Consider the following 21,032-nt stretch of genomic DNA (forward strand, 5'->3'; position numbering starts at 1 on the left):
ATCGCCTCGCTCAGGCGGCCGTCGCGTGCTCGCGTCGCGGCCACCGCGGGTGCGCCGCATCGATCTCGGTCGAACGGCTCGCCGCGACGTAGACGTGGGTGTGCTGGACGTAGCGGTCGTTCACCCGGATCGCGTCGGCGAGCAGCGCGGGGTCGACGGTGCCCGCCTCGTGCAGGTGGGTCAGCTCGGCCGGGTCGTGCCGCGGCCAGAGCCGGGCGGCGAGGACGGCGGCGCCGCTGGCGATCACGGCCAGCGTCAGCCAGGTGGTGGTGAGCCCGGCGGTGGTCGACAACCACCCGGTGAGCGGGTAGGTGAACAGCGAGGCCAGGTGCGAGAGCGAGAACTGCGCGGCGAAGAGGGCGGGGCGGTCGGCGGGCCGGGCCGAGCGGCGCAGCACCTGCCCGGTGGGCGTGAGCACCGCCGCGGTTCCCGCGCCGACGAGCGCCCAGACCGCGAGTGCCGCGCCCCACCGCCAGGTCCCGCTCCCGGCCGCCGACAGCGCGACGGCGGCGGCCAGGCCGGTCACCAGGACGCCCGCCCCGGCCAGCAGCACCGGGCGGGCGCCGCGCCGGTCGAGGACGCGGGGCAGCAGCAGGGCGGCGAGCATGGTGCCGAATCCGTTGGCCGCCAACAGCACCGCCACGTCGGCCTGGTCGCCGCCGAGGGTGTCACGGGCGTAGTTGACGGTGTTGACCATGACCACCGACCCCGCCGCGGCCACCACGACATTCAGGGCGAGCAGTCCGCGCAGGCGCGGTGTGGCGAGGAAGATCCGGGCGCCCGAGGCCAGGCGGGCGCCGAAACCCGCCGCGGTGGCGGCCTTCGCGTCCGGGATCCGGGTGCCGAGCACGAGCGCGGCCGAGATCGCGAAGCCGACCGCGGTGCCGAGGAACAGCCAGTGGAATCCGATGACGGCCAGGGCGGCCGCGGCCAGCAGCGGGCTCAGCAGTGTCTCCATGGTCGCGGCGAGCTGCGCGGCCGACAGCGCCCTGGTGTAGTCGCGTTCGTCGGGCAGGATGTCGGGGATCACGGCCTGGTAGGTGGGGGTGAACGCGGCCGAGGCGGTCTGCAGCACCGCGATCAGGACGTAGATCTGCCAGACCTGGTCGACGAAGGGCAGCGCGGGCACGACCGCGGCGCGGATCATGTTGAGCGCGACCAGGAACGACCGCCGCGGCAGCCGGTGGGCCACGGCGCCTGCGACCGGGGCGACCGTCACGTAGACCAGCATCTTGACCGTGAGCGCGGTGCCGAGCACGACGGCGGCGTCGGCGCCGGCGAGTTCGTAGGCGAGCAGACCGAGCGCCACGGTGGTCGATCCGGTGCCGAACAGGGCGGAGATCTGGGCGGCGAACAGTCGGCGGTAGTCGCGGTGGGTGAACAGTGCGGCGAACATGGTTGCTCCTCGACCGGCGTGGGGTGGGCGGCTCGGGCGGGCATCCGGGTGGGCTGCCCGCCCGAGTCCGGCTCATTCGGGTTGTGGCGCGGCGGCTTTCGCGGGGCTGGAGAGGGTGGCCGCGGCCACTGCCGCGCCGACCAGGGCGATGGCGGCGGCGCCGAGGAAGGCCGCGGAGAAGCCGTCGGTCAGCCGGGGCAGGTCACCGAGCCGGTCGGCGCCGAACGCCGTGGCGACGGCGGTCATCGCGGCCAGCCCGAGCGCCGAGCCGATCTGGTAGCTGACGTTGACCAGGCCCGAGGCCAGGCCGCCCTCCTCCGGCCGGGCCGCGCCGATGGCGATGCCGAGCGAGGGGATGAAGGCCAGCGACATGCCACCGGCGGCAACGAGCGAGGCGGGCAGGACGTCGATCCAGAAGGTGCCGGTCGGGCGGATCAGCGACATGATGCCCAGGCCGAGTCCGAGCACCGCCAGGCCGGTCACGATCATCGGCTTCGCACCGAACCGCTGCATCGCCCGCGGTGCGAGCACGATCATGCCGAGCATGATCAGGGTCGTCATCGGCAGCAGCGCCGCGCCCGAGGGGAAGGCGCTGTAGCCGAGCACCTGCTGCAGGTACAGGTTCAGGAAGAACCACATCGGCACCCATGCGGCGCCGAGCAGCAGCTGGGCGAGGTTGGCGGCGGCGAGGTCGGGTGCGCGGAAGATGCGCAGCGGCATCAGCGGTTCGGTGCGGCGCGACTGCAGTGCCACGAACCCGGCGAGCAGCGCGGCGGCCACCGCGAGCACGCCCCAGGTCTGCCCCGACGCCCAACCCACCTCGGGCGCGCGGACGATGCCGTAGACGGCGGCGGCCAGGCCCGCGGTGGCGGTGACGGCGCCGAGCAGGTCGAGCGAGCCGGAGCGGGCCGGGGCGGCGGGCATCAGCGCGGGTGCCGCGAGCAACGCCAGCACGGCGATCGGGATGTTGATGTAGAACACCCAGGGCCAGCTGATGTATTCGGTGATGACACCGCCGAGGAACACGCCCGCGGTGCCGCCCGCGGGTGCCGCGGCACCGTAGATCGCCAGCGCCTTGGTCAGTTCCTGCGGCGAGGACCCGAACAGCATCATCAGCAGGGTCAGCGCCGACGGTGCGATCATGGCCGCGCCCGCGCCCTGGATCGCCCGGCCCGCCAGTTCGACGCCGACGGTGCCCGCCGCGCCGGCCAGCACCGAACCGACCAACAGCACCACCCAGCCCGCGGCGAATACGCGGCGGGCGCCGAACAGGTCCGAGAGCCTGCCGCCGAGCAGCAGCAGGCCGCCGAAGGCGATGACGTAGGCGTTGAACACCCAGGTCAGGTTCTCCTGCGAGAAGCCGAGATCGGCCTGCATGCGGGGCAGGGCGATCCCGATGATAGAGGTGTCCATGATGACCATGAACTGGGCGGTGGCGATCACCGCGAGAGCCCACCACTTCCGAGTGGTGGTGGTGTGTACCTGCGTACTCATGACAATGTCCGTCCTATTTACCTTACCCCGGTAGGGTATTTGCCTATGCAGCGGTCGGCCCGGTGATTTCCGGTTACCGGATCAGCGCGGGGTGGCGAGGGTGAAAGCGGCTGTGCGGACGACGCCTTCGTGCTGGAAGTCGAGGAACAGCCGGTAGGTTCCCCGGCCGGGCACCACGGTGCGGAAGCCGATCTCGGGGCCCGCCGGGGTGCTGCCGTCACCCGGCTCGCCGGTCGGGTGGACGTGCACGTAGGCGAGATCGCCCGCGCGCAGGACCACCAGGTGGCCGTAGGCGCCGAGGTAGGGGTCCAGGTCGGTGACCGGCGCGCCGCCCTTGCCGACCGTGAGGGTCAGCGTGCGCCCTTCGCCCGCGGCGAGTTCGCCGTCGAGGGTGACGGCGTAGCCGTCCACGTGGGCGGTGCGCTCGGGCGCGGGCAGCGGTAGCGGATCGTAGTGTCCCGCGACCGCGAGGTCGGCGCCCAAGGTAATGGTGCGGCCGAGGGCGCGCGGCTCGATGTCGATGAAGACCCGGTAGGCGCCGGGCTGGATCGGATCGATCCGGACGGTCCAGTCGCCCCGCTCGTCGCGCACCGGGTGCACGTGCTGGAAGCCGGTCAGTTCGCGGCGGGCGAGGATGAGGTGCAGCTCGCGCTCGTGAATGGGGGCGAAGTCGGTGACCGCGGCGCCGTCCGGGCCGAGGATGCGGAACCGCAGCTCGGCCTCCCCCGCCGCGAGGATGGGCGCGTCGAGCTCGAGCGTGTAGCCGGCCTCGGTGATCTGTAAACCGCCGGGGGCGGCGGCATGCTCGGCGTGGCCCTCGATCCGCGGGTCGACCGCGTGCGCGGCGTGACCGGCGGCGGCGTGGTCGGCGTGGTGGTGCGCGTGCGCGGTGGCGTTCATGGCGACTCTCCTCGGTTCGTTGTCCGTTCGACTCCCGAGAGAGTAATACCCCCTGGGGGTATACGCAACAGGGGAAGTGGACCCGAGGCCGCCACGGCCGGTACCGCGAGAACAGCCGAAGGGCCCGTGGATCGTCCACGGGCCCTTCGGTCTGGCTCGGTCAGGCCGAGACCAGCTGCTTGGGAGCGGGTTCGGCGGTGGTCTCGGCCGGACGGTCCCCGGCGTGGTCGTCGACCATCACGCTCTCGTCGAAGGGCAGCTTCCGGTCGAGCACGGCGGCGACGCGGTCGGCGTCCACGGTCTTGGTCCAGGTGCCGATCAGCAGGGTGGCCACCGCGTTGCCGGAGAAGTTGGTCAGCGCCCGGGCCTCGGACATGAACCGGTCGATCCCGACGATCAGGCCCACGCCGTCGAGCAGTTCGGGACGGTGGCTCTGCAGGCCGCCCGCCAGCGTGGCCAGCCCGGCGCCGGTGACGCCCGCCGCGCCCTTGGACGCCACGATCATGAACACCAGCAGGCCCAGCTGCTCGCCCAGACCCAGCGGGTTGCCCATCGCGTCGGCGATGAAGATCGAGGCCATGGTCAGGTAGATCGCGGTGCCGTCGAGGTTGAACGAGTAGCCGGTGGGCACCACCACGCCGACGGTGGTGCGCTGCACGCCGAGGTGTTCCATCTTGGCGATCAGCCGCGGCAGCGCCGACTCCGACGACGAGGTGCCGACGATGAGCAGGTATTCCCTGGCCAGGTAGCGCGCCAGCTTGAAGATCGACACCCCGGAGACCACCCGCACCAGCACGCCGAGCACGCCGAAGACGAACACCAGGCAGGTCAGGTAGAAGGCGACCATCAGGGTGCCCAGTTGCAGCACCGCGTCCAGACCGGTCTTGCCGACGACGTTGGCGATCGCGCCGAACGCGCCCACCGGCGCCAGCCACAGGATCATCGACAGGATGCGGAAGACCAGCTTCTGCAACACGCTCACCCCGCGCAGCACCGGCTCGCCCGCACTGCCCATCGCCTGCACCGCGAAACCGACCAGCAGCGCGACGAACAGCGCCTGCAGCACGCTGCCCGCGGTGAGCGAGGACAGCAGCGAGGTGGGCACGATGCCGTGGATGAAGTCCCAGGTACCGCCCGCACCGTGCGCCTGGTCGGCATAGGAGGCGCCCGCCCCGGCGTGCTCGGCGATGTTCATGCCGGTGCCCGGGTCGAGCAGGTTGCCGACGACCAGGCCGATGCCCAGCGCCACCGTCGACATGGCCAGGAAGTAGCCGAGCGCCAGGCCGCCGACTCGGCCGACGGTCGCGGCGGTGCGCACCGAGCCGATGCCGAGCACGATCGTGCAGAAGATGACCGGGGCGATCATCATCTTGATCAGGTCGACGAACAGTGTGCCCAGCGGCGCCAGCGAGACGCCGACCCCGGGCGCCAGCCAGCCGACCAGGATGCCCGCGGCGACGGCCACGAGCACGGCCAGATACAACCAGTGGGTGCGGTCGCGCCGCCGGGTGGGGGTGGGGTCGCTCATCGTCGTCTCCTCGCAGTGATGCCGAACTGCCTGCCGTCGAGGCCTCGTGTGGAGAATGATTGCCGCAGGCGTGACGCCGGTCACTGTTTGGTACATAACGTTCAGCGGAGGTTGCGGTGCGACGAGTCCGGTCGACACTCGCCGGACAGGCCTTCCTGCTCCAGCTGGTGGTGCTGTCCCTGGTGATCGGCGGCCTCGCGGTGCTCGCGGTGTTCGACGCCCGCCGCAGCAGCGACGCCACCATCGAACAGCGCGTGACCGACGTGGCGGTGAGCGTCGCGGCCGCGCCCTCCACCCGCGCCGCCGTCGCCGCGCCCGACCCGACCGCGCTGCTGCAACCGGTCACCGAGGAGATCCGGCGGCGCACCGGGATGGACTTCATCGTGGTGATGGCGCCGGACCGCACCCGCTACACCCACACCGACCCGGCCCGGATCGGGCTGCCGTTCAGCGGCACCATCGACCGCGCGCTGGCCGGGGAGACCTTCACCGAGACCTACACCGGCACCCTCGGGCCCTCCATCCGTGCCGTCACGCCGGTGCGCGACGGCGACCGGGTGGTCGCGCTCGTCTCGGCCGGGGTGACCCGCGACCGCATCGCCGACCAGGTGGCCCGGCGGGTGCCGACGATTCTCGCCGTGGCGGCGGCGGGCCTGCTGGTCGCGGCCGCGGGATCGTTGCTGCTGGCGCGGCGACTGCGCAGGCAGACCCTGGGCCTGGCGCCCGACGAGCTGCGGGTGATGTACGAACACCACGACGCCGTCCTGCATTCGATCCACGAGGGCCTGGTGGTCTTCGGCCCGGGTCAGCGCGCCGAGGTGGTCAACGACGAGGCGCGCAGGCTGCTCGACCTGCCCGACGGCGTGGTACGCCGCGCCGACCTGCCGCCCTCGCTGCGCGCGCTCGGCACCGGTGTGGTGCGCGACGAGACGCACGTGACCGCCGACCGCGTGCTGCTGGTCAACCAGGACGTGGTGACCTCGCAGGGCCGCCCGCTGGGCACCGTGCTGACCCTGCGCGACCACACCGAATTGCGCGGCGTGGTGGGCGAACTCGCCTCGGTGCGCGGTTTCGCCGAATCGCTGCGGGCCCAAGCACACGAGGCCGCCAACCGGCTGCACACCGTGGTCACCATGGTCGAGCTGGGTCGTCACCGGGAGGCCGTCGAATTCGCCACCGCCGAGCTGGAACTCTCGCAGGCGTTGATCGACCGGCTGACCGGCGCGCTCGGCGATCCGGCACTGGTCGCGCTGCTGCTCGGCAAGGTGGACCAAGCCGCCGAACGCGGGGTGGAACTCACCGTCGCCGAGGACACCGCACTGGACTCGCTCGCCCCGCTCACCCCCGGTGAAGCGGTGACCCTGCTGGGCAACCTCATCGACAACGCCATCGACGCCGCCGCCGACAGCGCCGACGCCTGGGTGGAGGTCTCGCTGCGCCGCGACGAACCGGGCGCGCAGCTGCACGTGCGGGTCGGCGACAGCGGGCCGGGGCTGTCGGCCGAGGATTTCGCGCGCGCGGCCGAACGCGGCTACACCACCAAGGACGACCACCACGGCCTCGGACTGGCCCTGGTGCACCGGCTGGTGACCCGCCACGGCGGCACGATCACCGCCGAGCGCAGCCCGGAAAGCACGGTGACGGTGCGCATTCCGTATGGTGGCCCGTCGTGATCCGGGTGCTCATCGTGGAGGACGAACCACTGATCGCCGAGGCACACCGCGCCTACGTCGGCCGGGTGCCCGGGTTCACCGCGGTCGCGGTGGCGGGCAGCGGCCGCGAGGCCATGCGGGCCGCCGCCGACGCGGCGGCCGGCGGCACACCGATCGACCTGGTGCTGCTCGACCTCGGGCTGCCCGACAGCACCGGGCTGGAGCTGGCCACGGCCCTGTCGACGCTGCCCGCCGCCCCCGACATCATCGCGATCACCTCGGCCAGGGACCTGGCGATGGTGCGCGCCGCGGTCGCCAGCGGTGTGGTGCTGTATCTGCTCAAGCCGTTCACCTTCGCGGCCTTCCGCGACAAGCTCGAACGCTACCTGGAGTTCCGCGCGGCCCTGCCCGCGGGCGAGACCGCGGTCTCCCAGCAAGACATCGATCGGGCGCTCAACGCGCTGCGCACCCCGGACCAGCGCGCGAGCGCGCCGAAAGGCGTCGCACCACAGACCCTGGCGGAGATCTCCCGGGTGGTCCGCGACGCCACCGCCGATGGCGTCACCGCGGCCGAAACGGCCACCGCCGTGGGCGTTTCCCGCATCACCGCGTGGCGGTATCTGGAGAAGCTCGCCGAGGACGGGCTGGTGACCCGCCGGTCGGAATACGGTCGCGCGGGCCGGCCGAAGACGCGTTACGTGTGGAAACGCTAGACGTCGGTGGAGAAGCGGATGCCGCCGTCGGGGATCTCCACGCCGGGCCAGATCCGGGCACCGCGCAGCAGCTCGCAGCGGGCGCCGACGTTGGCGCCGTCGCCGATCACCGCGTCGCGGACCAGCGCGCGCGGACCGATGCGCGCGCCGAAGCCGATGATGGACCGCTCGACGGTGGCACCGGCCTCCACGCACGCGCCGTCGAAGATCACCGCGCCGTCCAGCCGCGCGCCCGCGCCGATCTCCGCACCACGGCCGACCACCGTGCCGCCGATCAACAGCGCGCCCGGCGCGACCCCCGCGCCGGGATGCACCAGCGATTCGCCGCGCTGACCCGGCAGCGCGGGCGAGGGCGCGATCCCGCGCACCAGGTCGGCCGAGCCGCGCACGAAGTCCTCGGGAGTACCCATGTCGCGCCAGTAGGAGGTGTCCACGTGCCCCTGCACGCGGGCGCCCTCGGCCAGCAGCGCCGGAAACACCTCGCGTTCCACCGACACCGGCCTGCCCGCGGGGATCTTCTCGATGTACTCGCGGCGGAAGACGTAGCAACCGGCGTTGATCTGGTCGGTCGGCGGGTCCTGGGTCTTCTCCAGGAACGCGGTGACGCGCCCCTCCTCGTCGGTGGGCACGCAGCCGAACGCGCGCGGGTCGCTCACCCGCACCAGGTGCAGGGTGACGTCGGCGCCGGTGCTGTGGTGGGTGTCGAGCACCGCGCCCAGGTCGGTGCCGCCGAGCACGTCGCCGTTGAACACCATGACCGTGTCGTGGCGCAGCTTGGGCAGCACGTTGCGGATGCCGCCGCCGGTGCCGAGCGGCTCGGACTCGGTGACGTATTCGATCTCGAGACCCAGATCGGAGCCGTCGCCGAAGTGTTCCTCGAACACCTCCGCCTTGAAGGCGGTGCCCAGCACCACGTGCGTGATACCGGCCTCGGCGATGCGCGCCAGCAGGTGCGTCAGGAACGGCAGGCCCGCCGTCGGCAGCATCGGCTTGGGCGCCGACAGGGTGAGCGGACGCAGCCGCGTCCCCTGACCGCCGACCAGAATCACGGCGTCGGTGCCTTGCTGTCCTGCCATCGTTGTTCCCCTGTTCACACTGGTACTACCGACCGCGCTCGCGCGCTTGCTGGCGCAGCGCAGATCGAACCGCAAGACGGGAGCGGATCGCAAGTCCGGCCCGCAACGCCAGCCGCAGCGGCGCCTGCCACCAGTGCGGATGCCGGTCGGCCTGGAAGCGATAGGCGCTGGCGTGGTGTGCGGGCAGCATCCGTTCCGGATGGCGTCCCGCGGCATGTCCCTTGGCGTGGGTCACCTCGGCGGCGGGCACGAACACGTTGTGCCAGCCCGCCCGGCCCAGCCGGTCGCCGAAGTCGACGTCCTCCATGTACATGAAGTAGCGGGAGTCGAAGCCGTCGATCGAGTCGAAGGCGGCCCGGCGCACCAGCAGGCACGAGCCCGACAACCAGCCGACGGCGCGCTCGGCGAGTTCCTCGTGCTCCTGCCGGTAGCGCCGCGTCCACGGGTTGCCCGGCCACACCGCCCCCAGGATCGCGTGTCCGGCACCGTCGAGCAGGCCGGGCACCGCGCGTGCGGAGGGGTAGACGCTGCCGTCCGGTTCACGCACCAGCGGGCCGAGCGCGCCCGCGCGTGGCCAACGGGCGGCGGCCGCGAGCAGGATGTCGATGGCGCCCGCACCCCAGCGGATGTCCGGGTTGGCGATGACGACGAACTCGATCCCGGGGTCGAGCTCGGCGACCGCCCGGTTGATCGCGGCGCCGTAGCCGATGTTGCCGCCGGTGCGCAGCAGCCGCACGTTCGCCGACGCCTCGGCCACCGATTCCGGCACGCCGTCGACCGAGCCGTTGTCGGCCAGGATCACCTGCGGCGTCGCGCTGGTCGCGGCGGCCAGCGTGGTGACGAAGTGCTCGAGGTGCTCCCCCGGTGAATAGGTCACCGTGACCACGGCCAGGCCACCGGAGGCGGCGGAATCGGAAACGCTCACGACAGCCCAGCGTAGGTGTCGGTTCAGCGGTTGCCCAACGCCTCGTGCAGCGCCGCCCGCCAGGGTCGCAGCGGGGTCAGACCGGCCGCGACCCAGGCCCGGTTCGACAGCACCGAGTAGGCCGGCCGCGGCGCGGGCCGCGGGAAGGCCGAGGACGCGCACGGCCGCACCCGCTCGGGATCGGCGCCGATCTCGGCGAACACCGCCCGCGCCAGCTCGAACCAGCTCGCCGTCCCGGCGTTGGTGGCGTGCAGCAGCGGCGGCGCCGCCGGGGTGGCGGCGAGTTCGAGCAGGCCCGCGGCCAGGTCGGCGGCGTAGGTGGGCGAGCCGATCTGGTCGTCGACCACGACGACGGTGGGACGTTCGGCGGCGAAGCGGCGCATGGTGGCGACGAAATCGCCCCGGTCGCCGGTGTAGACCCAGGCGGTGCGCACCACGTGCGCGGCGGGGGCCAGGTCGAGCACCGCCCGCTCCCCCGCCAGCTTGGATCGCCCGTACACCGAGGCCGGGGCGGTCGGATCCGTGGGTTCGTACGGGTCGGTGTGGGTACCCCCGAAGACGTAGTCGGTGGACAGATGGATGAGCCGGGCGCCCGCGCGTGCGCAGGCCGACGCCAGCACGGCCGGACCGGTCCCGTTGACGGCGAAGGCGGCGTCGGGTTCGGTCTCGGCCTTGTCGACGGCGGTGTAGGCGGCGCAGTTGATCACCACATCCCCCGGGTGGACGACGGCGCGGACGGCGTCGGCGTCGGTGATGTCGAGGTGCGCGCGGTCGTATCCGCGCGCGTGCGGGGCCAGGCGCATCAGGTGGCGGCCGACCTGCCCGGCCGCGCCGGTGACGACGAGACGGGCGGGCGAACGGTGCGGTACGGCGTCGGTCACGGCCGCAAGTCTGGCACGCCGGTACACGTGCGGGTGCGGTCGATGACGGTAGCCGTTGGTTAGCCTGGAGCCACGAATCCGCCCCGGGGCGGGGAAGGGACCCGGGGGTGACGGCGGGAGGCGGGGGCGTCCCGGGGGCGTAGTCGGGTAGTCGAGAGGATGCGCAGTGCCACGCAGAAGGGAACCGGTGCCGTCGCGGCCGTCCGGGGGCGGGCCGACCGGCCTGCGACCCGTGCGGATCGCCGTCGCGGCGGTGGCGGCGATGGTGTTCGTGGTCACCGGCTTCGCCTGGCACAGCGTCGACGCGCTGATCGGCAACATCGAACGCATCGATGACCTCGGCCTCGGCGGCGCCCGCGACGGCGCGGTGGACATCCTGCTGGTCGGCGTGGACAGCCGCACCGACGCGCACGGCGACCCGCTGTCGGAGGACGAGAAGGCGATGCTGCACGCCGGTGACGAGGTGGGCACCAACACCGACACCATCGTGCTGGTCCGGGTGCCCAACGACGGCAGCTCCGCCACCGCGATCTCGCTGCCGCGCGACTCCTACGTCGACATCCCCGGTCTGGGCAAGGGCAAGATCAACAGCGCCTACGGCGTGACGAAGGAGACCGAGCGGTTGAAGCTGCTCGATCAGGGGGTGTCCGAGGCGGAGGCCGAGAAGCGCTCCACCAGAGCGGGCCGCCAGGCGCTGATCAAGACCGTGGCCGACCTCACCGGCATCACCGTCGACCACTACGCCGAGGTCAGCCTGCTCGGCTTCGTGCTGCTGACCGACGCGGTGGGTGGGGTCGAGGTGTGCCTGAACAATCCGGTGGACGAATGGATGTCGGGCGCGCGGTTCCCGGCCGGCCGGCAGCGGCTGGACGGCCCGCAGGCGCTGAGCTTCGTGCGCCAGCGCCACGACCTGCCGCGCGGCGACCTGGACCGGATCGTGCGCCAGCAGGTGTTCATGGCCCAGCTGGTCAACCAGGTGCTCAGCGCCAAGACGCTCAGCAACCCGAACAAACTCAACGAACTCAGCGACGCGGTCGGGCGCACGGTGGTGCTCGACGAGAACTGGGACGTGCTGGCCTTCCTGCAACAGCTGCGCGACCTGTCCGGCGGTCAGGTGAAGTTCGAGACGATCCCGGTGGCCGACCTCAACGGCATGACCAGCAACGGCGAGTCCGTGGTGCGGGTCGAACCGAAGGAGGTGAAGTCCTACGTCGCCGGGCTGGTCGGCGAGGATGCCGACGAGCCGCAGTCCCCGCGGGTGGACCCGTCGACGGTGACGGTGGACGTGTTCAACGCCAGCTCGGTGGGCGGCCTGGCGGGTCAGGTGTCGCAGGCGCTGGCGGGCAAGGGTTTTCAGCCGGGCCGGGTGGGCAACTATTCGGGTGCGGGCGTCACCGGTTCCCGGGTGCTCGCGGCGGACACCTCGAATCCGGGTGCCGAGGCGGTCGCCGAGGCGCTCGGCGGGCTGACGGTCGTCGCCGACTCCTCGATGTCTCCGGACGCGGTGAGCGTGGTGCTGGCGAGCGACTATTCTGGCCCGGGCTCGGCCGCGGGATCACTGTTCGACTTCTCCGGAACGTCGACCTCCGCGACGCCCGTCCCGCCCGCCCCACCGATCGACGCAGGCCAGAACGGACCGAAATGCGTGAACTGACCCAGACCATGACGCTCACCGAGGCGCTGCTGGACCCGATCCTCAGCCGCGACCCCGCGGCGCCGCGCATCACCTACTACGACGACGCCACCGGCGCCAGGATCGAGCTGTCCGGGGCGACCCTGGCGAACTGGGCGGCCAAGACCGCCAACCTGATTCGCGACGAGTTCGGCCTCACCGCGGGCGCGCGGGTCGCGGTGCTGCTGCCCGCGCACTGGCAGACCGCCGCGGTGCTGCTCGGCTGCTGGTGGGCCGGTGTCGAAGTGGTGCTGCGCCCGGATCCCGACGCCGAGCTGGCGCTGGTCGCCGCCGACCGGATCGACGAGGCCGACGGCATCCCCGAGGTCGCCGCGCTGTCACTGGACCCGATGGGCGCGCCGGTGCGCGACCTGCCGATCGGCGTCACCGACTTCGCCACCTCGGTGCGGGTGCACGGCGACCAGTTCCTGCCGCGCGGCGTCGGCGCCGCCCTGGACGGGATGCCGGTGGCCGACGTGGTCGCCGCGGCTCGCAAGGCCGCGCTGCGCCAGGGCATCGGCGAGGGCGACCGGGTGCTGTCGAGCCTGCCGTGGGAGACCGCGGCCGAGCTGATCGACGGCCTGCTCGCGACCCTGGCCGCCGGCGCGGGGCTGGTGCAGGTGGTGAATCCCGACCCGGCGCAACGACCGCGGCGAGTGGAGACCGAGCGAATCACGGTGCAACTCGCCTGAGCGGGTCAGCGGCCGAAGGCGGCAGCGCAGCATCACCACGTAGGCCGCCCCGCTCAGGCGAAATCGGACACCGCCCTGAGCTCCTACTCGGGTAGGAGCGCGGGTCCGACCCGGGGCCGTTTCGCTACCGGCCCGCGATCCGTACCGTGGTGTCCATCACACGACGACGGGTGGGTGGGATATGAGGCTGCGGTACTGGTTCCGATGGCTGTCCGCGCAAGGCGCGCCGCGACTGGTCCTGCGCACGCAGGCGCGCCGGGGTGATCCGTTCGCCCGGCTGGTGGGCGGGCGCGAGGGCATCGAGGACCCCTATCCGCTGATCGAGCAGTTGCGCGGCGACGGCGGCCCGGTGCGCACGCCGCTGTCGTGGGCCGCCTTCGACCACGAGTTGTGCCGCGCGATCCTGCGCGACAACCGGTTCGGGGTCCGCTCCCCGCAGAGCTTCACCGCGTTCGAGCCGTTGAAGCGGCTGGCGGCCCGGTCGCCGCTGCCGCCCAACCCGGTCGAGCCGCCCTCGATGCTGGTGATCGATCCGCCCGAGCACACCGCGATGCGCAAACCGGTGGCGGCCGCGTTCACCCCGCGCGCGATCGGCAGGCTGCGGAACCGGGTGGCGAGCGTGACCACCGAGCTGCTGGACGCGCTCCCCTCGCACGGCTCGGTCGATCTGGTGGCCGCCTACGCCTCGCAGGTGCCGATCGCGATCATCTCCGAGATGCTCGGCTTCCCCGACGCCGACCGGCAGATGTTCCTCGGCTGGGGCGACCGGATGACGCCGCTGCTCGACATCGGCATCCCGTGGCGGGCGCACAAGCGGGCGCTGCTGGCGATGGAGGTGATGAACGACTACCTCGACCGGCACATCGCCCGGCTGCGCCGCGAACCGGGCGACGACATCCTCAGCGCCCTGGTGACCGCGGGCGACCTCGACGACCACGCGCTGAAGGCCTCGGCCAGCCTGCTGATGGGCGCCGGCTTCGAGACCACGGTCAACCTCATCGGCAACGGCGTGGTCCAGTTGCTCGCCCACCCCGACCAGCTGGCCCGGCTGCGGGAGGAACCCGACCTGTGGCCCAACGCCGTCGAGGAGATCCTGCGGATCGATTCACCGGTGCAGAGCACCGCGCGCACGGCGCTGACCGATGTGGAACTCGACGGCGCCCTGCTGCGCCGCGGGCACACGGTGGTGCTGTCGTTGGCCGGGGCCAACCGGGATCCGAAGGTGTTCGCCGACCCGGAGCGCTTCGATGTGGCGCGGCCCAACGCCAAGGACCACCTGTCGTTCAGCAGCGGCATCCACGTCTGCCTGGGCGCCAGCCTGGCCAGGATGGAGGGCGTCTACGCGCTGCGGGCACTGTTCGAGCGGTTCCCGGATCTCGCGCTGGCCGAGCCGCCGCACCGCCGCGCGCTGTTCACCCTGCACGGCTACGAACGGATGCCGGTGCACCTGGGCAAGCGCGCGGCCGCGCGGGAGATGAGCCCGCTCAGCTGAAGCCGACCGCCTGGTCGCCCCAGGCCGTGTGCAGGTCGCGGTCGGGGTCGTCGACCACCCGGTCGATGGCGTCGATGAGCAGAGTGTGGCGGGTGTCCCGGTCGTAGGGCGGCCAGTGCTTGGATCCGTCCAGCGCGGCCGGGACGCCGTGGCGGGCGAAGGCCAGCCAGCGCCGCATCATCCGGCCCGACACCTCGGTGGCCTGCTTGCGCCCGCCGAGCCAGAAGGTGGGGTCGTGGTTGAGCGTGCCGAAATTGCCGAACACATACGGCAATTCGGTGGCGTGCCCGGCGCCCACGCGAGCCGCCCGCAGCATCGGGGTGGCGTGGTCGAACCGGTAGACCCAGGTCATCGAGTGGGTGCAGTGGCCGTCGGCGACCCAGTGCGCGGGCATGCGGAAGGCGGCGTCGGTCGACATCGCCAGCGCCCCACGGGCCTTGCCCAGGTCCGGGTAGGCGGAGGCGATCTCGGCCACCCGCTCGGGCGACATGTCCGGATGACTCTCGGCGACGTCGCGCAGCATGATGGTCACCGCTTCCGGGGTGACCGGCATGATCGGCGAGCGGAACAGCCGGAACAGCGAGGCCTCGTCCTTGTTGGTGCCGATGATCAGCGGCACCCGGTGCGAGCGGCCCTGTTGGAAGCGGGTGATCGGGTAGTCGGGCAGCAGCTCCCCGTCGACCACCGGCGCGGCCGCCAACCGGCCGGGTTCCCTGAGCGGCACCTCGTCGAAGAGCACGCCCGCCGCCTGCACCAGCCGCTCGATGGGCAGCTCACCCACCTCGGCTGCGCGGTCCGGTGACAGGTCCAGCAGCTCGAGGAAACGGTGGGCGACCAGTTCGGCGCGTTGCCTGCCGAACACGGTGGTGGCGGGCGGGCTCTGCGCGATGGCCTTGTGGAACAGGCCGGCCGCGGCGGGCGCGGTCAGCAGCGCGGTCACGCACCCGGCGCCGGAGGACTCGCCGAACAGGGTGACGTTGTCCGGGTCACCGCCGAACGCCGCGATGTTCTCCCGCACCCATTCCAGCGCCCGGATCTGGTCGTGCAGACCGAGGTTCGGGGTGCAGCCGTCCACCACCGAGGAGAGGTCGAGGAAGCCGAGGACGCCGATGCGGTAGTTGACCGTGACCACCACCGCATCGCCGGTCTCGGCGAGCTTGCGGCCGTCGTAGATCTTCTGCGCGGCGGTGCCGAGGCAGTAGGCGCCGCCGTGCAACCACACCAGCACCGGGCGCGGTTCCTCGGGTTCCCGCGGCTCGGTGGGCGCCCAGACGTTCAGCCACAGACAGTCCTCGCCCATGCGCAGCTCGGAGTCGACCGGAACCATCGTGCCCATCGTCTGCGGCGCGATGTCGCCGAACCGTACGCAGTCGCGCACGCCGTCCCACGGTTCGGGTGGCTCGGCGGGCCGGAACCGGCGGGGACCGGTCACCGGGGCGGCGTAGGGGATGCTGCGCCAGACCGCGATCGGCCCGTCCATGACGCCGCGGACCCGGCCGTGGGTGGTGTGGGCGACCGGCCCCGCGTCGTCGATCTCGACGGTGGTGTCGTATCGGGTGGTCATGGCCGCACCTCCTGGTCGTGTCCGCGGTGCCTCCGCGACCCGTCGGAAGTGCGCCACGTCCTCGGGGTCGGCACTGGTGGTCCTCTTTCGAGAGTACGTCCGGTTACGGACATCAACCGTTACCCCGCATCCGGCGCGCTACCGCAGGCCGGTCCGGCCCGCTACCCTGTGGCCGTGCCGAACTACAGCTTTCGTTGCCGCAGCTGCGGCGACACCTTCGAGGTGAACCGCCCGATGGCGCAGTCCGGCGACCCCGCCAGCTGCCCCGCCGGGCACGACGACACGGTCAAGCTGCTGACCACCTTCGCGACTGTGGGCAAGGCCACCGGCCCCGCCCAGGCCGCCCCCGCCGCGCCGGCCGGGGGCGGGTGCTGCGGCGGCGGGTGCTGCGCCTAGTCGGAGCCTGATCCGCTCACGTGGCGGTCGGCGTGGCCGAGGTCACGGTCCGGCGCGACCCGGTCGCGCACGCGCTGCTTGAGCACGGTGATCTCGGGGAAGCCGCCGTCGGCCTTGCGCTCCCACACCTGCTCGCCGTCGACGGTGATCCGGAAGACCCCGCCCGTACCGGGCACGAGCGCGACCTCGGTCAGGTCGGTGCCGAAGGTGCTGAGCAGTTCCTGCGCCATCCAGCTCGCGCGCAACATCCAGCGGCACTGCGTGCAGTACTCGATCGCCACCCGTGACATGCTCGCCGACGCTACCGAATCGGCGAACGGTACGCCGGGGCGGTCCTCGGTGCCGGTCAGTCCTCGATGTCGCCGTCGAGGTACCGCCACTGCCCGTCCTCGCGGGCGAACCGGCTCACCTCGTGCAATTCGCCGCGGCCCTCATCGGTGCGGTAGTGGGCGACGAACTCGACCACGCCGGTGTCGTCGAAGGGGCCGCCGCGCTCGGTGCGCACGATCTCCAGGAAGCGCCAGCGCAGGCCGTGGTCGAGGGAGAGTCGTTTCGGCCGGGTCCGCGAATGCCAGGAGCGCAGCAGATAGTCCGCGTCGCCGACCGCGAAGGCGACATAGCGCGAGCGCATCAGCGCCTCGGCCGTGGCCGCCTGCCGCTGCCCGGCCAGGACCGGGCCGCAGCAACGATCGAACGGCTCACCGTGGCGGCAGGGACAGCTCGAGGGCGCGCTCATACCGCGATTCTCACACCGGCCGCGCCCGGGAGTGGCACCGCGGGGCCAGCGGGGTATTTCGCACCGAAATTCGGCGGGGACTTGACGACGGCCCACCCGCAATGACAATATCGAAGTGGGAAGACACCGAATTCCGGTGTTTATTTTTTCTTGCCTCTCGACATTCGTCGTTTCCCCGTGTAATTTGGGACCTCGCGCTCCGCGTCGCGTGCTGTCCGACTCTCGAGATATGAAAGACCGTGGAACACGGGCTGCGTCCGGCCCCGTTGTTTTCACCGGTGTTGTCGAGTCGTGTCCGAGACGGTGTCCCCCCGCGGTGTGCCTTTGGAATACCCGGCCACAGACCAGAGCACCGCGACCGCCCGCAGCAACGGGCGGCATACGGTGCTGGAAGGACGCATCGTGACAGTCTCGAGTCGGACCGAGTCCCCGCTCGCCGCGCCCGGAGTCCCGGGTGCGCCCCGGCGGCTCTCGTTCGCCAGAATCCGCGAACCCCTGGCGGTTCCGGGCCTGCTGGACATCCAGACCGAATCGTTCGGGTGGCTGATCGGCGCACCCGACTGGTGTGCCCGCGCGGCAGCCCGCGGGACGGAACCGGTCGCCGGGCTGGCCGAGGTGCTCGCCGAGATCAGCCCCATCGAGGACTTCGCGGGCACGATGTCGCTGACGTTGTCCGATCCGCGGTTCGAGGAGGTCAAGGCCTCCGTCGAGGAGTGCAAGGACAAGGATCTGACCTATGCCGCGCCGTGGTTCGTCACGGCGGAATTCGTGAACAACAACACCGGCGAGATCAAGAGCCAGACCGTTTTCATGGGTGATTTCCCGATGATGACCGCGCACGGGACATTCGTCGTCAACGGCACCGAACGGGTGGTCGTGTCGCAACTGGTGCGCTCGCCGGGTGTGTACTTCGACCACGCGATCGACAAGGGTTCGGAGAAGGACGTGCACAGTGCGCGGGTGATCCCGTCGCGCGGTGCCTGGCTGGAGTTCGACGTCGACAAGCGCGACACCCTGGGCGTGCGCATCGACCGCAAGCGCCGTCAGCCGGTGACGGTGCTGCTCAAGGCGCTGGGCTGGAGTGCGGAGCGAATCGCCGAGCGATTCGGGTTCGCCCCGCTGATCATGGCCTCGCTGGCCAAGGACAACGTGGCGGGCACCGACGACGCCCTGCTCGAGATCCATCGCAAGCTGCGTCCCGGCGAGCCGCCGACCAAGGAGTCGGCGCAGAACCTGCTGGCGAATCTGTTCTTCACGGAGAAGCGCTACGACCTGGCGCGGGTGGGCCGTTACAAGATCGACAAGAAGCTCGGGCTGCGCGCTCCGGGGGCACCGCGGGTGCTCACCGAGGACGACATCGCGGCCACCATCGAGTACCTGGTGCGCCTGCACGCCGGTGACAAGACGATGATCGCGCCCGGCGGGGTCGAGGTGCCGGTGGAGGTCGACGACATCGACCATTTCGGTAACCGCCGGGTGCGCACCGTGGGTGAGCTGATCCAGAACCAGATCCGCGTGGGTCTGTCCCGGATGGAACGGGTGGTGCGGGAGCGCATGACCACCCAGGACGTCGAGGCGATCACGCCGCAGTCGCTGATGAACATCCGGCCGGTGGTCGCGGCGATGAAGGAGTTCTTCGGCACCTCGCAGCTGTCGCAGTTCATGGACCAGCGCAACCCGCTGGCGAGCCTGACCAACAAGCGGCGGCTGTCCGCGCTCGGGCCGGGCGGGCTCTCGCGCGAACGGGCCGGCCTGGAGGTCCGCGACGTGCACTACAGCCACTACGGCCGGATGTGCCCGATCGAGACGCCGGAGGGGCCGAACATCGGCCTGATGGGGTACCTGTCGGTGTACGCGCGGGTCAACCCGTTCGGTTTCGTCGAGACCCCCTACCGGCGGGTGGTGGACGGCCGGGTCACCGACGAGGTCGATTACCTCACCGCCGACGAGGAGGACCGGCACGTGGTGGCCCAGGCGAACGAACCGCTGGACGCCGAGGGCCGCTTCCTGGCCGCGCGCATCCCGGTGCGCCGGAAGAACTCCGAGGTGGAACTCGTCGATTCCGCCGCGGTGGATTACATGGATGTGTCGCCGCGGCAGATGGTGTCGGTGGCGACGGCGATGATTCCGTTCCTCGAGCATGATGATGCCAACCGTGCGCTGATGGGTGCGAATATGCAGCGTCAGGCGGTGCCGTTGATTCGGTCGGAGGCGCCGATCGTGGGTACCGGTATGGAGCTGCGTGCGGCGGTGGATGCCGGTGATGTGGTGGTGAACGAGAAGGCCGGTGTGGTCGAGGAGGTTTCGGCCGATTACGTCACGGTGATGGCCGATGACGGGACTCGTAAGTCGTATCGGATGCGGAAGTTCAACCGGTCGAACCAGGGGACGTGTTCGAATCAGCGGCCGATCGTGGACGAGGGTCAGCGGGTCGAGGCCGGGCAGGTGTTGGCTGATGGGCCGTGCACCGAGAACGGTGAGATGGCGCTGGGTAAGAACCTGTTGGTGGCGATCATGCCGTGGGAGGGGCACAACTACGAGGACGCGATCATCTTGTCCCAGCGGTTGGTGGAGCAGGATGTGTTGACCTCGATCCATATCGAGGAGCACGAGATCGATGCTCGTGACACCAAGCTCGGTGCCGAGGAGATCACTCGCGACATTCCGAATGTCTCCGATGAGGTGTTGGCGGATCTGGACGAGCGTGGCATCGTGCGGATCGGTGCGGAGGTGCGTGATGGTGACATCCTGGTCGGTAAGGTCACGCCCAAGGGTGAGACCGAGCTGACGCCGGAGGAGCGGTTGCTGCGGGCGATCTTCGGGGAGAAGGCGCGTGAGGTGCGTGATACCTCGTTGAAGGTGCCCCACGGTGAGTCGGGCAAGGTCATCGGGATCCGGGTGTTCTCCCGGGAGGACGATGACGATCTGCCGCCCGGTGTCAACGAGTTGGTGCGGGTGTATGTGGCGCAGAAGCGCAAGATCCAAGACGGTGACAAGCTGGCCGGTCGGCACGGGAACAAGGGTGTGATCGGCAAGATCCTGCCCACCGAGGACATGCCGTTCCTGCCCGATGGCACCCCGGTCGACATCATCCTCAACACCCACGGTGTGCCGCGGCGGATGAACATCGGCCAGATCCTGGAAACCCACCTCGGCTGGATCGGCAAAGCCGGCTGGGACATTCGCACCGTGGACGGACAACGGCCGGACTGGGCGGCGCGCCTACCCGACGAGCTGCTCGCGGCGGAGCCCGGAACGAACCTGGCCACCCCCGTGTTCGACGGTGTGCGGGAAGAGGAGCTCACCGGGCTGCTCGGCGCGACCCGGCCCAACCGCGACGGTGACGTGCTGGTGGGCCCGGACGGGAAGGCGACCCTGTTCGACGGGCGTTCCGGCGAGCCGTTCCCGTACCCGATCGCCGTGGGCTATATGTACATCCTGAAGCTGCACCACCTGGTCGACGACAAGATCCACGCGCGCTCCACCGGCCCGTACTCGATGATCACCCAGCAGCCGCTCGGCGGTAAGGCCCAGTTCGGTGGCCAGCGCTTCGGTGAGATGGAGTGCTGGGCGATGCAGGCCTACGGCGCGGCCTACACCCTACAGGAACTGCTCACGATCAAGTCCGACGACGTCGTCGGCCGCGTGAAGGTCTACGAGGCGATCGTCAAGGGCGAGAACATTCCGGAACCCGGTGTGCCGGAATCGTTCAAGGTGTTGTTGAAGGAACTCCAGGCACTGTGCCTCAACGTCGAGGTGCTGTCCGCCGGTGCCGCGGTCGAACTGGCGCACGGGGTCGACGACGATCACGAGCGGACGGCCGCGAACCTGGGCATCAACCTGTCCCGCGCCGAATCCATCACGGAGACCGAGCTGTCCGGGTGACGGTCCCGAGGACCTGGCCACGGCGGCGCC

Annotated in this window: 17 protein-coding genes; 7 read left to right on the top strand and 10 right to left on the bottom strand. The window is 71.1% G+C overall.

The genetic code is table 11. From position 1 onward, the window contains the following. Nucleotides 1–10: 10 nt before the first annotated feature. The 4 genes from CRM89_RS16585 to CRM89_RS16600 form a co-directional block, all read right to left on the bottom strand. A complete protein-coding gene (locus tag CRM89_RS16585; RefSeq protein WP_098084878.1) occupies nt 11–1,396 on the bottom strand; it encodes an MFS transporter in 1,386 nt (461 codons plus the stop codon). A gap of 72 nt (nt 1,397–1,468) precedes the next feature. Beyond that, nucleotides 1,469–2,890, bottom strand: a complete 1,422-nt coding sequence (locus tag CRM89_RS16590; RefSeq protein WP_098084881.1) for an MFS transporter — start codon at nt 2,888–2,890, stop codon at nt 1,469–1,471. Between the two features lie 81 nt (nt 2,891–2,971). After that, nucleotides 2,972–3,790 (bottom strand): hypothetical protein, encoded by an 819-nt coding sequence (locus tag CRM89_RS16595; protein ID WP_098084884.1) that lies wholly within the window; start codon nt 3,788–3,790, stop codon nt 2,972–2,974. A 160-nt stretch (nt 3,791–3,950) separates the two neighbouring features. Next, nucleotides 3,951–5,318 (bottom strand): C4-dicarboxylate transporter DctA, encoded by a 1,368-nt coding sequence (locus CRM89_RS16600; RefSeq protein WP_011211168.1) that lies wholly within the window; start codon nt 5,316–5,318, stop codon nt 3,951–3,953. 116 nt (nt 5,319–5,434) lie between these two features. Here CRM89_RS16600 and CRM89_RS16605 point away from each other — a divergent pair, with 116 nt between their 5' ends. Together CRM89_RS16605 and CRM89_RS16610 are read left to right on the top strand one after the other, a co-directional pair. After that, the gene (locus tag CRM89_RS16605) at nt 5,435–6,991 is read left to right on the top strand and encodes an ATP-binding protein (RefSeq protein ID WP_098084886.1); all 1,557 of its coding nucleotides are present in this window, start codon (nt 5,435–5,437) and stop codon (nt 6,989–6,991) included. Further along, nucleotides 6,988–7,683: a response regulator gene (locus CRM89_RS16610; RefSeq protein WP_086848314.1), complete on the top strand. Its 696-nt coding sequence runs from the start codon at nt 6,988–6,990 to the stop codon at nt 7,681–7,683. The genes CRM89_RS16605 and CRM89_RS16610 overlap by 4 nt, the downstream gene beginning before the upstream one ends. Here the strand turns inward: CRM89_RS16610 and CRM89_RS16615 are convergent. Genes CRM89_RS16615 through rfbD form a run of 3 tightly spaced genes read right to left on the bottom strand, consistent with a single transcriptional unit; the run spans nt 7,680 to nt 10,565 of the window. Continuing rightward, complete coding sequence (locus tag CRM89_RS16615) at nt 7,680–8,759, bottom strand: sugar phosphate nucleotidyltransferase (protein WP_011211171.1); 1,080 nt, start codon at nt 8,757–8,759, stop codon at nt 7,680–7,682. The two genes, CRM89_RS16610 and CRM89_RS16615, sit on opposite strands and share 4 nt — an antisense overlap. Nucleotides 8,760–8,784: 25 nt before the next feature. Further along, the gene (locus CRM89_RS16620) at nt 8,785–9,684 is read right to left on the bottom strand and encodes a glycosyltransferase family 2 protein (protein ID WP_076574229.1); all 900 of its coding nucleotides are present in this window, start codon (nt 9,682–9,684) and stop codon (nt 8,785–8,787) included. Between the two features lie 23 nt (nt 9,685–9,707). Beyond that, nucleotides 9,708–10,565, bottom strand: a complete 858-nt coding sequence (rfbD, locus tag CRM89_RS16625; protein ID WP_098084888.1) for a dTDP-4-dehydrorhamnose reductase — start codon at nt 10,563–10,565, stop codon at nt 9,708–9,710. 262 nt (nt 10,566–10,827) lie between these two features. Here rfbD and CRM89_RS16630 point away from each other — a divergent pair, with 262 nt between their 5' ends. The 3 genes from CRM89_RS16630 (at nt 10,828) to CRM89_RS16640 (ending at nt 14,421) form a co-directional block, all read left to right on the top strand. After that, nucleotides 10,828–12,219: an LCP family protein gene (locus CRM89_RS16630; RefSeq protein ID WP_041561329.1), complete on the top strand. Its 1,392-nt coding sequence runs from the start codon at nt 10,828–10,830 to the stop codon at nt 12,217–12,219. After that, nucleotides 12,207–12,929 (top strand): TIGR03089 family protein, encoded by a 723-nt coding sequence (locus CRM89_RS16635; protein WP_041560380.1) that lies wholly within the window; start codon nt 12,207–12,209, stop codon nt 12,927–12,929. The genes CRM89_RS16630 and CRM89_RS16635 overlap by 13 nt, the downstream gene beginning before the upstream one ends. A 181-nt stretch (nt 12,930–13,110) precedes the next feature. Beyond that, the gene (locus CRM89_RS16640) at nt 13,111–14,421 is read left to right on the top strand and encodes a cytochrome P450 (RefSeq protein WP_098084891.1); all 1,311 of its coding nucleotides are present in this window, start codon (nt 13,111–13,113) and stop codon (nt 14,419–14,421) included. On the opposite strand, the gene CRM89_RS16645 is transcribed toward CRM89_RS16640, so the two are convergent. Beyond that, entirely contained in the window at nt 14,414–15,985 is a 1,572-nt protein-coding gene (locus CRM89_RS16645) for a carboxylesterase/lipase family protein (protein ID WP_076574233.1), read from the bottom strand. The two genes, CRM89_RS16640 and CRM89_RS16645, sit on opposite strands and share 8 nt — an antisense overlap. A gap of 174 nt (nt 15,986–16,159) precedes the next feature. On the opposite strand from CRM89_RS16645, the gene CRM89_RS16650 reads away from it, so the two are divergent. After that, entirely contained in the window at nt 16,160–16,381 is a 222-nt protein-coding gene (locus CRM89_RS16650; RefSeq protein ID WP_011211178.1) for a zinc ribbon domain-containing protein, read from the top strand. Here CRM89_RS16650 and CRM89_RS16655 read toward each other — a convergent pair. Together CRM89_RS16655 and CRM89_RS16660 are read right to left on the bottom strand one after the other, a co-directional pair. After that, nucleotides 16,378–16,671: a SelT/SelW/SelH family protein gene (locus tag CRM89_RS16655; RefSeq protein WP_011211179.1), complete on the bottom strand. Its 294-nt coding sequence runs from the start codon at nt 16,669–16,671 to the stop codon at nt 16,378–16,380. The genes CRM89_RS16650 and CRM89_RS16655 overlap by 4 nt on opposite strands. Before the next feature lie 56 nt (nt 16,672–16,727). Further along, nucleotides 16,728–17,117: a YchJ family protein gene (locus CRM89_RS16660; protein WP_086850076.1), complete on the bottom strand. Its 390-nt coding sequence runs from the start codon at nt 17,115–17,117 to the stop codon at nt 16,728–16,730. Nucleotides 17,118–17,501: 384 nt separating this feature from the next. Here CRM89_RS16660 and CRM89_RS16665 point away from each other — a divergent pair, with 384 nt between their 5' ends. Beyond that, nucleotides 17,502–21,002, top strand: a complete 3,501-nt coding sequence (locus CRM89_RS16665; RefSeq protein ID WP_098087021.1) for a DNA-directed RNA polymerase subunit beta — start codon at nt 17,502–17,504, stop codon at nt 21,000–21,002. Nucleotides 21,003–21,032: the final 30 nt, after the last annotated feature.

This window comes from Nocardia sp. FDAARGOS_372, from assembly GCF_002554515.1.
In the GTDB taxonomy this organism is placed as follows: domain Bacteria; phylum Actinomycetota; class Actinomycetes; order Mycobacteriales; family Mycobacteriaceae; genus Nocardia; species Nocardia farcinica.

What these genes read in the sequence shown, in the direction of transcription:
- CRM89_RS16585 (WP_098084878.1), bottom strand. Translation starts at nt 1,396, where the DNA reads ATGTTCGCCGCACTGTTCACCCACCGCGACTACCGCCGACTGTTCGCC.
- CRM89_RS16590 (WP_098084881.1), bottom strand. Translation starts at nt 2,890, where the DNA reads ATGAGTACGCAGGTACACACCACCACCACTCGGAAGTGGTGGGCTCTC.
- CRM89_RS16595 (WP_098084884.1), bottom strand. Translation starts at nt 3,790, where the DNA reads ATGAACGCCACCGCGCACGCGCACCACCACGCCGACCACGCCGCCGCC.
- CRM89_RS16600 (WP_011211168.1), bottom strand. Translation starts at nt 5,318, where the DNA reads ATGAGCGACCCCACCCCCACCCGGCGGCGCGACCGCACCCACTGGTTG.
- CRM89_RS16615 (WP_011211171.1), bottom strand. Translation starts at nt 8,759, where the DNA reads ATGGCAGGACAGCAAGGCACCGACGCCGTGATTCTGGTCGGCGGTCAG.
- CRM89_RS16630 (WP_041561329.1), top strand. Translation starts at nt 10,828, where the DNA reads ATGGTGTTCGTGGTCACCGGCTTCGCCTGGCACAGCGTCGACGCGCTG.
- CRM89_RS16635 (WP_041560380.1), top strand. Translation starts at nt 12,207, where the DNA reads ATGCGTGAACTGACCCAGACCATGACGCTCACCGAGGCGCTGCTGGAC.
- CRM89_RS16640 (WP_098084891.1), top strand. Translation starts at nt 13,111, where the DNA reads ATGAGGCTGCGGTACTGGTTCCGATGGCTGTCCGCGCAAGGCGCGCCG.
- CRM89_RS16645 (WP_076574233.1), bottom strand. Translation starts at nt 15,985, where the DNA reads ATGACCACCCGATACGACACCACCGTCGAGATCGACGACGCGGGGCCG.
- CRM89_RS16655 (WP_011211179.1), bottom strand. Translation starts at nt 16,671, where the DNA reads ATGTCACGGGTGGCGATCGAGTACTGCACGCAGTGCCGCTGGATGTTG.
- CRM89_RS16660 (WP_086850076.1), bottom strand. Translation starts at nt 17,117, where the DNA reads ATGAGCGCGCCCTCGAGCTGTCCCTGCCGCCACGGTGAGCCGTTCGAT.